General features: G+C 72.1%; 10 protein-coding genes. 5 read left to right on the top strand and 5 right to left on the bottom strand.

From position 1 onward, the window contains the following. Nucleotides 1-3 precede the first annotated feature (3 nt). Genes KVT45_RS04755 through KVT45_RS04740 form a run of 4 tightly spaced genes read left to right on the top strand, consistent with a single transcriptional unit; the run spans nucleotide 4 to nucleotide 2,472 of the window. The gene (locus KVT45_RS04755; RefSeq protein WP_217545190.1) at nucleotides 4-219 is read left to right on the top strand and encodes an MbtH family protein; all 216 of its coding nucleotides are present in this window, start codon (nucleotides 4-6) and stop codon (nucleotides 217-219) included. 11 nt (nucleotides 220-230) lie between these two features. After that, on the top strand, nucleotides 231-1,478 hold the full coding sequence (locus KVT45_RS04750; protein WP_217545189.1) for a cytochrome P450: 1,248 nt from the start codon (nucleotides 231-233) through the stop codon (nucleotides 1,476-1,478). 30 nt (nucleotides 1,479-1,508) lie between these two features. Further along, nucleotides 1,509-2,252, top strand: a complete 744-nt coding sequence (locus KVT45_RS04745; RefSeq protein WP_217545188.1) for an SRPBCC family protein — start codon at nucleotides 1,509-1,511, stop codon at nucleotides 2,250-2,252. A 31-nt stretch (nucleotides 2,253-2,283) separates the two neighbouring features. Further along, nucleotides 2,284-2,472, top strand: coding sequence for a hypothetical protein (locus tag KVT45_RS04740; RefSeq protein WP_308310646.1), 189 nt, complete (start codon nucleotides 2,284-2,286; stop codon nucleotides 2,470-2,472). A gap of 89 nt (nucleotides 2,473-2,561) precedes the next feature. On the opposite strand, the gene KVT45_RS04735 is transcribed toward KVT45_RS04740, so the two are convergent. The 5 genes from KVT45_RS04735 to KVT45_RS04715 form a co-directional block, all read right to left on the bottom strand. Continuing rightward, nucleotides 2,562-3,920, bottom strand: a complete 1,359-nt coding sequence (locus tag KVT45_RS04735) for an FAD-binding oxidoreductase (protein ID WP_217545187.1) — start codon at nucleotides 3,918-3,920, stop codon at nucleotides 2,562-2,564. Beyond that, entirely contained in the window at nucleotides 3,917-4,981 is a 1,065-nt protein-coding gene (locus tag KVT45_RS04730) for an ABC transporter ATP-binding protein (RefSeq protein ID WP_308310645.1), read from the bottom strand. Before KVT45_RS04730 ends, KVT45_RS04735 begins: the two co-directional genes overlap by 4 nt. Continuing rightward, the gene (locus KVT45_RS04725; RefSeq protein ID WP_217545316.1) at nucleotides 4,978-6,837 is read right to left on the bottom strand and encodes a dipeptide/oligopeptide/nickel ABC transporter permease/ATP-binding protein; all 1,860 of its coding nucleotides are present in this window, start codon (nucleotides 6,835-6,837) and stop codon (nucleotides 4,978-4,980) included. Before KVT45_RS04725 ends, KVT45_RS04730 begins: the two co-directional genes overlap by 4 nt. A gap of 88 nt (nucleotides 6,838-6,925) precedes the next feature. Then, nucleotides 6,926-7,912, bottom strand: a complete 987-nt coding sequence (locus KVT45_RS04720; protein ID WP_217545186.1) for an ABC transporter permease — start codon at nucleotides 7,910-7,912, stop codon at nucleotides 6,926-6,928. A gap of 48 nt (nucleotides 7,913-7,960) precedes the next feature. Next, nucleotides 7,961-9,559 (bottom strand): ABC transporter substrate-binding protein, encoded by a 1,599-nt coding sequence (locus KVT45_RS04715; protein ID WP_217545185.1) that lies wholly within the window; start codon nucleotides 9,557-9,559, stop codon nucleotides 7,961-7,963. A 159-nt stretch (nucleotides 9,560-9,718) separates the two neighbouring features. Between KVT45_RS04715 and KVT45_RS04710 the strand changes: the two genes are divergently transcribed. After that, nucleotides 9,719-11,479 (top strand): DUF885 family protein, encoded by a 1,761-nt coding sequence (locus KVT45_RS04710; RefSeq protein WP_217545184.1) that lies wholly within the window; start codon nucleotides 9,719-9,721, stop codon nucleotides 11,477-11,479. The last annotated feature ends 97 nt before the right edge of the window (nucleotides 11,480-11,576 follow it).

Below are 11,576 nucleotides of genomic sequence, written 5' to 3'. Positions count from 1 at the left end.
CCCATGACCAATCCGTTCGAGGACGAGAACGGCACCTTCCTCGTGCTCACCAACGACGAGAACCAGCACTCGCTGTGGCCGCAGTTCGCGGACGTCCCCGACGGCTGGAGCGTCGCCCACGGACCCGACACCCACGCCGCCTGCCTGGAGTACGTCGAGCGGACCTGGACCGACATGCGGCCCAAGAGCCTTGCCGACGCCATGAACGCCCAGCTGTAGCGCGGCTCGCGGTGAACCTGACCGAAACCACCGACGAGGCCCGCGACAGCGCGGGCCTCGCCCGGTCCGACGACCTCGCCGCGGCCCTGCTCACGCCCGAGGCCCGCCGGGACCCGTACCCGTTCTACGCCCGCATGCGCCGCGAGGACCCGGTCCACCGCAGCGCCCAGGGCATCTGGTACCTCACCCGGTACGCCGACGTCGAGGCGGCCCTGAGCGACCTGCGGCTGTCCAACGACCGGGACCGGATGACCCGCGCCTACAGTGCGCTCGGCGGCGACCTCAAGGCCTTCAGCCGGCTCACCGACCGGCTCGGCCGGGTGATGAGCAACACCGACCCGCCGGACCACGCCCGGCTGCGCAAGCTGGCCAACCGGGCTTTCACCGCCCGGCGCGTCGAAGCCCTGCGCGACGGCATCCAGCGGATCGTCGACCGGCTCATCGACGAGGCGGTCGCGGCCGGGCCGACCATGGACCTGATCGAGGCGGTCGCCTCCCCGCTGCCGATGTCCGTCGTCTGCGAGCTCTTCGGCATCCCGCCCGAGGACCTCCCGCAGGTCAAGACCTGGTTCCAGCGCTTCGGCCGGCTGACCGAGGACATCGACAAGTCCGAGGCGGCGATCGAGCAGTACGAGGAGTACCTCGCCCGGCTCGTCCGCCGCCGCCGGGCCGACCCCGGCGACGACCTCATCAGCGCCCTGGTCGCCACCCAGGCGCAGGACGACCGGCTCACCGACTCCGAGCTGCTGTCCACCTGCTTCGTGCTGATCACCGCCGGCGACGAGACCACCACCCACCTGGTCGGCAACGGCATGCTCGCCCTGCTGCGCCACCCCGGCCAACTGGCCCGGCTGCGCGCCGACCCGGCGCTCGTCCGCACCGCCGTCGAGGAACTCGCCCGCTACGACACCCCGACCCAGGCGATCGTCCGGGTCGCCGCCGAGGACGTCGAGATCGGCGGGCGGACGCTGCGCGAGGGCGAGCTGGCCTACCTGTTCCTCGCCGCGACCAACCGTGACCCCGAGCGCTTCGAGGACCCCGACCGGCTCGACCTGACCCGCCCCGGCAACCGGCACCTCAGCTTCGGCAACGGCCCGCACTTCTGCCTCGGCGGCCCGCTGGCCAAGCTCCAGGCGGAGGTGGCCGTCGGCACGCTGGTCCGCCGGCTCCCGCACCTGCGGCCTGCCGACGACGCGGTCCTCGACTGGCGGCCCAACCCGCTGCAACGGCGGCTTACCGCGCTTCCGCTCACCTACTGACCCATGAACGACGACGAAGGAGAAGTGACCATGGCCCGAGAGCTCGAGGTCCGCCGGGAACAGGACCTGCCCGCCACGCCCGAACAGGTCTGGGACGCGGTCGCCACCGGCGCCGGCAACCTCGGCTGGCTGTACCCGATGGAGGTCGAGCCGCGCGTCGGCGGAAAGGCCACGCGCGGCGACAGCACCGTCGTGGCGTGGGAGCCGCCGCACCACTTCGCGGTTCGGGCTACCCAGGACGGCGGGTTCTCCAACACGCTCACCTACCGCATCGAGCCGGCCGACGGCGGCGCGAGCCACCTGCGGATGGGAATCCACTGGGTGCACACGGGCGTCGTGGACGACTCCTGGAACTGGGACACCAAGGCGGACGCGGCCGAGAAGCACGTCGACTTCTACCAGCACTCCCTCCCCGAGTACCTGAGGCACTTCGCCGGCCACCCCGCCGTCTACGTCAAGGCCGCCCGTACCGAGGGCACCGAAGATCCCGCCGACTTCGCCGCCCTGCGCCGGCGCCTCGGCCTCGACGACGACGCGGCCGTCGGCGACCGGTTGTCGCTCGACCTCCCGGGTACGGACGGCGGTCCGACGGAGGTGGTCGTGGACTGGTTGAGCCCCGACTTCGTCGGCCTGCGTGGCCCGGACGCGCTGTACCGGTTCTTCAACGGCAGTTCCTGGAACTGGCCGATCTGGCTGGGCCACCACCTGTTCGCCGAGGACACGGACGAAGAGCAGGCCACCAAGGCCTGGAACGCCTGGCTCAACGGCGCCTGACCCATCGCACGACACAACCGAAGGACCTCTGGTGGAAACACTGCTCTACGCCGCCGAACTCGTCCGGGAAGACGGCACCTACAAACTCGTTGTGCAGGACGTGGTGCGGGACACGGTCCAGGTCACCCCGGTTCCCGAATCCGCGGTGGCCAGGCTCCCGGCCTTCCTGTCGGTGCTGAGTTCCAAGCTCGGCTCGGCGACGGCACGCGGCCGCTGGTAGACCGCTTCTGGATTGATGAGGCCGGTGTCGTCCCGCACATCAACTGCCGGACGGCACCGGCTTCTTGCACGGGCGCTGACGGCCGGACGTCAGCCCATGACGGTTCGAGAGGCGGCACCCTCGGCCAGGGGCCGTCTGCGGGAGAAGGCACCCAGGTCGACGACGACGCCGGTGTGTTCCCCCGTGTACCGCAGCGGATCGCGGTCATGGTCGTGACCGGCCTCGACACGGTCGACCAGGGTGGCGAGGAACCGGCCCGCCAGGGGAGCGTTCTTGAACTGGTTGCCGCTCGTGCCCATGGCGACGTAGAAGCCGGCCAGATCGGTGCGGTCGTAGATGGGGGACCAGTCGTCGGCGGCGTCGTAGACACCGGCGACGCCGGTCGGCCGGTTCGGGACGCCGAGGAGCGGGAATCGGCGTGCGGCCCTGGTCACCTGGGTCTCGAACCGGGCGGGCGTCGGGTGCGGGTTGCACTCGTCGGGATCGTCCAGCCACTCCCTGGGGTCGCAGGCGGGCAGCGTACTGCCGATGAGGAGGCGTCCGCCGGAGGGGCGCAGATAGGTCCCGAGGTCGACATCGGCCACGATCGGGCCGAGCGTGGTCCCGGCGCCGCCCGGGCCCGACGAGTCGGCGTCGCCCTGGCCGACCGGTGCGGCCACCTGGTGGACTTCCTGGCGCAGTGGGCGCACTCCGACGGTGAACTCGGCCCCGACCCCGGCCAGCCGGTTGAACGCTCCCGACCAGGGCCCGGCGGCGTTGACCACCACCGGTGCGGTGATCGCGGTGCCGTCGGCGAGCCGGATGCCGGCCACCCGGTCCTCGCGACGCAGGACACCGACGACCGGGCGGTGGAAGAGGAAGCGCGCTCCGAGGCGAGCCGCCGCATCCGCGAGGTTCTGTGCCGCGAGCTGTGGATCGTCGACGAAGCCCGCGTCGGGTGTGAACAGCGCGCCGAGTTCACCTTCGGGGCCGGAGAAGAAGGCATCGTCGAGCAGGGACCTGGGAGGCCCGTAGCGTCCCGCGTCGATACCGGGGATCCGGCTGCGCAGCGTCGCGGCGTCCCAGCGCTCGTACGGCACACCGGCACGCTCGAACAGCGCGACGACCTTCGACGTCCCGGAGCCCGGTGCGTCGAGGAGTACCGCTCCGGTCCGCCGGAACGCCGCCAGACCAGGGCCGCGCACGGTGCCCAGGTGCTCCGCCCATCGTGTCCAGCAGTGCCGGGATTCCCAGGCGGTGGCGACACCGTCCCAGGTCGAGTAGTTGAAACGGATGATCGCGCTCGACGCACTGGTGGATCCGTGGCCGACGCCGCCGGACTTGTCGACGACCACGACACGCCGACCGGTGCGCGCCAGTTCCAGTGCCACCGCGGCACCGATCACACCGGCCCCCACGACGACCGCGTCCGCGCCGGACGGAGGCGTGTCAGCTTCCCAGGCCGTCATGACGGCCGGTCCTCGGGGGTGGTCCGCGGAGTCCGGTCGCCGTTGTCGTCGAGGGGAACGCGACGGGCCTGCGGCGGGCGCTCGTCGGCGCGGTACGGGAAGTGGCAGGCGGCGCGATGAGGCTGACCGGCCGCGTCCCGTTGCGGGTCCCGTGTGGCGCAGACGTCCCGTCCGGGATGCCGGTCCGGCCCGACGGGGCAGCGCGGATGGAAGCGGCATCCGGTCGGCGGCGACGCGGGGTCGGGCACCTCACCGGCAAGAAGGGCTTCCCCGGCCGGGCGTCTCCCGGCGTGCAGACTCGGCACGGCGGACAGCAGCGTTCGGGTGTAGGGATGCCGTGGGCCGCTCAGCAGGCTCTCGGCGGAGGCGATCTCCACGATCCGACCGAGGTACATCACGGCGACGACGTCCGACACATGGCGGACGGCGGCCAGGTCGTGGCTGATGAACAGCATGGCGAAGCCCATGCGCCGCTGCAGATCCCGGAGCATGGTGAGCAGCGCCGCCCGGACCGACACGTCGAGAGCCGAGGTGACCTCGTCGGCGATGAGCACCGCCGGGTCGACGGCGAGCGCGCGGGCGACGGCGACGCGTTGGCGCTGGCCGCCCGAGAGCTGCTGCGGCAGCCGGTCGGCGCAGCCGGTGTCGAGACCGACGAGTTCCAGCAGCCCGCCGACGCGCTGTTCGCGGCTGCGGCGGTCCAGCCGGACGAAGGCCCCGGCCGCTTCGGCGAGCGACTGACGGACCGTCATACGGGGGTCCAGTGACGTGTCCGGGTCCTGGAACACCAGTTGGACCTGTTGGCCCCGCCGACGCCGCTCCGCCGCCCGGCGGCCCCGGTACTCCCGTCCGCCGACCGTGATCCGCCCGGCGCACGGACTGTCCAGCCCGACGACCGCACGTGCCAGAGTGGACTTTCCCGAACCGGACTCGCCGACCAGGCCGACCGTCGTGCCCCGGGGAACCTCCAGTGACACCCCGTCCACCGCCGTGACCGGCCCGAACGGCCCGTGGTGGCGGACGGTGACGTCGCACAGCGCCAGCCCTGCCTCTTCCCTCACTGCTCCGCCTCTTCGGTCTCACGCTGTCCGCGGAACTGTGCCGGGGGCAGCGGCTGCCAGCAGGCGACCTCGTGCTCCGGGTCGAGCGGGGACAGCACGGGGCTCTCCACGGCACACCGGTCCACTCGATGCGGGCAGCGGTCGTGGAACGGGCAGCCCGGAGCCGTACCGCACGGATCGGGCGGCCCTCCCTCGATGGTGTGCAGGGGGTGGTCGCGATCCGCGGCCAGGTCCGGGACCGAGGCGACGAGCATCCGCGTGTACGGATGCCGTGCGCCGGTCGCCAGCTCACGGGCGGGAAGGTTCTCCACGATCGTTCCCCCGTACATGACCAGAACCCGGTCGCAGGCGTCGGCCACCAGGGCGATGTCGTGGCTGATGAAGAGAATCGCGGTGGCGTCGTCGCGCCGGACACGGCGGAGCAGGTCCATGATCTGCCGCTGCACGGTGACGTCCAGGGCTGTCGTCGGCTCGTCCGCGACGATGAGGTCGGGCCGCATCATCGAAGCGGCGGCGATCGCCACGCGCTGGCGCTGACCGCCGGACAGCTGGAAGGGCCGGGAGCGCAGCAACCGGCGCCCGCCGGGCAGCGCGACCCGCTGAAGCTGGACCAGGGCCTGCTCGACGGCCTCGGCACGAGAGGTGCGGTGGTGTGCGCGCACGGCCTCCGTCATCTGCGTTCCGATGCGGAGCGACGGGTTGAAGGCCGAGGCCGGGTTCTGGAAGATCATCGCCATTCCCGTCGCCAACTGCCTGCGTCGTGCTGTCCGTGACAACAACTCGGCGTCCGCGCCGAGGAACCGGTGGGTGCCCCAGGTCGCGCAGGCGCCGTCCGGCAACAGGTCGGCGATGGCGAGCGCCGTCAGCGACTTGCCGGAGCCGGACTCGCCGACCAGGCCGACCATCTCACCGCGCCGCAGGGCGAGGGTGACACCGCGGACGGGCCGGACCAGCCCCTCCGCCGTGGGAAGGACGACCCGCAGATCCTTCAGCTCCAGCACGTGGTCCGCGACTGCAGGAAGGCCGGTGCGTGCCGGGTGTGGCGCGGGTTCTGCCGGCTGCCGTGGGCGGGTGCGGCGCGCGGCGGCTCCGGCCAGCATCTCGCCGAGCAGCTGGAAGGCCACGGCGGCGTACACGATGGCGATGCCGGGGGCCACGGCGGGCAGCGGTTCGGTGTAGATGCGGTCCAGGCCCTGGCTGAGCAGGAGCCCCCAGTCGTACGAGGGGAGCTGCACCCCCAGTCCGAGGAAGCTCAGTCCCGACAGGGCCACGAGTGCCGAGCCCGCGGCGACCGTGGTGTTCAGCATCAGCGGTTCGGCGATGTGGGGCAGGACATGCCGCAGCAGGAGCCGGTGGCGGCGCAGGCCCAGCACGCGCGCCGCCGCCATGAAGTCGGTTCCGGCCACTTTGGCGGCGAGGGTCTGGGTGATTCGCGCGAAGCCCGGCGCACAGGCGACGGCGAGTGCGCACACCGCCCCGCCCGCGCCCGCGCCGAAGAGGGCTGCGAAGAACATCGCGACGAGGAGCGCGGGGAAGGCCAGCAGGAGGTTGATCAGGGCTCCCAGCAGGCGGCGGGCGCGTCCGCCGACGACGGCGGTGAGCGCCCCCAGTGTGATCCCGGCCGTGGCGCCGAGGAGCGTGGCCGCGACGGCCAGCAGCAGGGAGAGCCAGGTCGCCGAGAGCAGCCGGGCGAACAGGTCGCGCCCGAGGTGGTCCGTGCCGAGCAAATGGCTTGCAGTGGGCGCCCGCAGCACCGCCGACGGGTCCGGACGTTCGGCGGCCTGCCCCCACAGCACCGCCCCCGCGACGGCCAGCACGACGAGCGACCCGAGCATCACCAAGGTGATCACGCCCATCGGTGTGGACCAGCCCGAGCGGGTCGCACGAGACCTGCCGGCGGTGGCACGCGGCGTGAGCGGGGAAGGGGAGGACAACGCCATCGGATCACGTCTCCCGGATGACGGATCGGGGGTCGAGCAGCGCGAGGGCCAGATCGACCAGGAAGTTCACCACGAGGACGGCCGAGCCCAGCACCAGGACCGACGCCTCGACGACCGCGTAGTCCTGTGCGACCACGGACTGTGCCATCGCCGAACCGATGCCCGGCCAGGCGAACACCTTCTCGACCAGTACCGTTCCCGCGATCAGGGCCGGCAGCAGGTTCCCGGCGACCGTCAGCGACGCGGTCAGCGTGTTCGGGGCCACGTGGCGCAGGTAGAGCGGGACGGCGGACAGCCGTTTCGCCCGGGCGGCACGAACATAGTCCGTGGCGAGGACCTTGAGCGTCTCCACCCGCACGATCCGCAGCAGGACCGCGGTCGGAGCGAGCGCCAGCGCGAGGACGGGCAGCACATAGGACCGGGGACCGAGGTCGCCGGCGGCGGGAAGAATGCGCAGGGCGACCGCCAGCCCCGCGGTGAGACCCGCCGCGAGGACGAAGTCCGGCACGCCTGCCAGGACCGAGGTGGTGGCGGTGAACGCCAGTTCCGTCCGTGGGCGTCGCCCTCCGCGTGTCCACACCGCGGCGAGCAGCCCGCCTGGGAGGGCGACGACGAGTACGCAGGCGAAGGCCAGGACGGCGAGCAGCAGGGTGGCCGGCAGTCGTGCCCTGACCAGGTCGGCCACCGGCTCGCCGGTCACCAGGGAGACCCCTAGGTCGCCGTGGGCCAGCCGTGGGAGATGCTGCCAGTACTGTTCCGGCAGGCTCCGGTCCAGACCGAGTTCGTGCCGCTTCGCCGCCACCAGGTCCGGCGGGGCGTCCACACCCAGCGCGGCCCGGACCGGGTCCCCGGGGACCAGCCGGATCATCGCGAAGGAAGCGGTGACGACAATGAAGAGCGAGACGACCAGCCGTGCCGCGCGCCGGCAGCAGAACACCGCCCACGGGTGGTGGCGGGCCGGGGCACCGAGCCGCGCGGACACGGTCGTCATGGGAGACCTCCTGGACTGGCGGGCGGCCGCGCGGCGCGTCCGCCACGGCTATCTGTGCAGGCGGATGCTGGTCGGTACGATCCGGCCGCCGGGTGCGACGGCGAAGGTCGTCCGGTAGCCGTACACCGTGCTCGTGCCGTCGGCGATGGGCAGTGCGTCGGCCGAGCGGAGAAGCGCCGCGGCGGCCCTGTTCCAGTCCGCGCAGCTGGCCGAGCCCGGCGAATGCAGGGCCCGGGCGACGAATCGGTCGTAGGCGGGGTTGGTGACGTGCGCGAAGTTCAGTCCTCCTGACGACGGCGGGCCGGAGAAGTACGGGACGAGCTGCGCGGGCAGCGGCGGCCCCGGGGAGCTGCCGACCACGACGTCGAAGTCGCCGCTTCCGTACATGGCCTGGACCACCGCGTTGCGGCTCTCGCCGACGAGGTCGACGTCCACGCCCAGCGCCTGCCACGTCACGGCCATCAGTTCGGCGACCGACGGAAGGGTGGAGCCGAAGTCGGCGCTGCTGAGCAGCCGCAGACGCAGCGGCCGACCCTGCTTGACCAGCCTGCCCCGCACGTTCTTCGTCCAGCCCGCGGCGCGCAGGGCCCGCACGACGCTGCTGTGCGAGGGCAGGTTCCCCGCGGCCACGTCGGAGTAGCAGAGGGAGTTCGGGGCGGTGAGAGCGCGCGCGGGCGTACCGGCTCCACCGATCGCCACATTGGCGAGGCCCTTGCGGTCCAGGGCCCCCACCAGCGCCCGGCGCAGCACCGGATCGCTCAAGGGCCGGTCGGATCGCTCGTTGAAGAAGGTCAGCCCCACCACGGTCGGCACCTGGGCGGTCGCCAGACCGTGGCCGGTCAGCCGCGCGCGGTCCGGGCCGGTCACCATGGCGATGTTCACTCCGCCCGTGAGCAGCAAGTTCGCCACGGTGGACTCCTGCGGAACCACCGTCACCACAATCCGCTCCGGCTGCCCCGGAGTTGCGTTGCCCGCTCCGCGCGGCCCCCACGCGTAACCCCTGCGCCGTGTGAAGAGGTAGGGACCCCCCGAGGCGTAGCCGCTCAGCACGTACGGTCCGGTGCCCTCCGACCTCCTGTCCAGCGCGCCGGGATCCGCCAGCCCGGCGGGGCAGACGACGGGCAGCAGACCGATCGTCCGCACGATGAAGCTGTACGGCGATGCCGTCCGCACCGACACCGTCCGCTCCGCGTCGTCGGCCGACACCGTGAACGGCACACCCGGCAGGGCGGTTTGGGCACCGATGAGCCGGTTGCGGGGATCGCCGGCATACCGCAGCGACCGGGCCACCCCGGACGCCGTCAGGGCCGTGCCGTCGGAGCAGGTCACCCCCTTGCGCAGGGTGAAACTCGCCGCAGTGGCCCCCGCCTGCCATCTCTCGGCCAGACCGGACACCACACGCCCGTCCCGCGCCACATCGACGAGTGAGTCGTAGGCATAGGGAGCCAGTGAAAGGCCGAACTGGGAGTACGGGTTGAAGCTCGGGGTCTCGGAGGCGGTGGCGATGGTGACGGTGCCGCCCACGACCACAGGAGTGCGCGTCGACGACACGTCGCCGCCGCAACCGGCCAGCGCGGCTGACAGGACGGCGCCGACCGCCGCCACCACCGACCGAGCCCTGGGAGACGACACGGTTCGGCGGTGCATGGCGCTCATCGTGCCATCGCGATCGACGGCGTCGGCCGGGCTTTCCCTGGCCGGACGCGAACATGCCGGACTATTTCCCCCGTCCGAGTGAGGCCGCCCGACGCGCGGTCCACGGTCCTGTAGCTGACGCTGCGTCACCTCAAGGCGCACACTGACGCCATGGTCATCAATCCAGGAGGCTCCCCGGACGACTCGACGGCGCACGAGATCGACCGACTCGCGACCTCGTACTGGGACTTCCTGCTCGCACGCGAGCCGTCGCTGCGCACGCGCCGCGGGCTGCCGGTCGAGTCGCTGCCGGGGGTGTCCGCCGCGGAGGCCGACGAGCGCGCCGGGTTCGCGGCAGGGGTGCTGAGCCGGCTGAGTGCGCTGCGACCGGCGGAGCTGTCCGGTCCCGCCGCCGATACGGCGGGCTTCCTCCGGGCACTGGCCGAACAGGAAGCGGAGGCGGGGCGTTTCCACTGGCTCACCCCCACCGCCACGCCGTACCAGCTCTTCCGTCTCCAGCAGTACGGTGACACCGTCTTCCGCCCGTTCCGCTTCGAGCACCGAGCCGACGCGGACCGGTACGTGACCCTCGTACGGGACCTGGCCCGCTGCGTCGCGACGATCGGCGACAAGGTCGCCGGGCAGGCGGAGCGGGGCTTTCACATCCCCGCTCCGGCCCTGACCGGCGTCCACACCACACTCACCCGTCTGCGCGAGTCGTCGGCACGGTACGTCCGGGCGGGCGCCGAGCGGCTCACCCGACTCGACGCGGCGAGCCGGGGGCACCTGAGCGACACGGTCGAGCGGCTCGTGGCCACCGAACTGGAGCCGGCGTTCGACCGCCTCGTCGCCCTCGTGGGCGACCCGGACTACCTCCGGCGGGCACCGCAGGCCGTCGGCTGGGCCCGCTGCCCGGAAGGCGAGGCGGCATACCGGTCCTTCGTCAGGACGTACACATCCGGCGACACACCACCCGAACGCCTCCACGAACTCGGCCGTGAGCACTGCCGCGAACTCGGCGAGCGGATGCGGGAGATGCGCGACACGCTCGGTTTCGCGGGGACGGAGGCGGAGTTCCACGAACGGCTCGCGACCGAGCCGCGCCTGTACGCCGCCACCCCGGAGGAGGTCGAAGCCCGCTACCGCGGACACCTCGACCGCCTCACGCCGCTGCTGCCGCGCTGGTTCGCGGTCCTGCCCCGCGCCCCCTACGACGTGGCCCGCCTCGACCCGGCGCTGGAGGGGTCGATGACGTTCGGCTACTACGAACCGCCGACCGCCACGCAACCGGCGGGACGCTACCGCTACAACGCCTCGGACCTGGCACATCGGTCACTGCTCGGCGCAGCCGCGCTCATCTACCACGAGCTGTCGCCCGGACATCACTTCCACCTCGCCCGCCAGGCCGAGAACACCGCGCTGCCCGACCTGCGACGCGAACTGGCGGCCTTCAGCGGGTTCGAGGAAGGCTGGGCGGAGTACGCGGCAGGGCTCGCCTGGGAGATGGGGCTGTACGACGACCCATGGGACGCGTACGGACGACTGGCCCATGAACGGTTCACCGCGCAGCGCCTCGTCGTCGACACCGGCCTCAACCTCGGGACGATGACACTGGAGGAGGCGCGCACCTTCATGCGGGCCCACGCGGCAGCCGAGTCCGAACGACAGATCACAACCGAGTTGTTGCGCTACGCGACCGATCTGCCGGGGCAGGCGCTGACGTACCGGGCGGGTCATGCGGAGTTCACGGCATTGCGGGCAGCGTGCGAACGCGGCGCCGGCGCCACGTTCGACGTGCGCGCCTTTCACGAGACCGTGCTGGCCGGCGGCACACTGCCGTTTCCCGCCCTGCGCCGACGGGTGGAGAGAGAACTGCACGGGGCAGACGGCCGACCAGGCTTCCAGGGAAGGCCGCTCTACTCGAACGAGTGAAGGCCATGGGGAATTCGTAGCCGTTTGCCCGGCCTCGGATACTCTCTGTGATGGAGGGTGCGGGTCCGCTGAAGCGGAGTGCGTCCATCTAATCATC

It is taken from the genome of Streptomyces sp. GbtcB6 (genome assembly GCF_019091475.1).
Lineage (GTDB): Bacteria > Actinomycetota > Actinomycetes > Streptomycetales > Streptomycetaceae > Streptomyces > Streptomyces hyaluromycini.
This window is presented reverse-complemented; position numbering and strand designations above follow the sequence as displayed.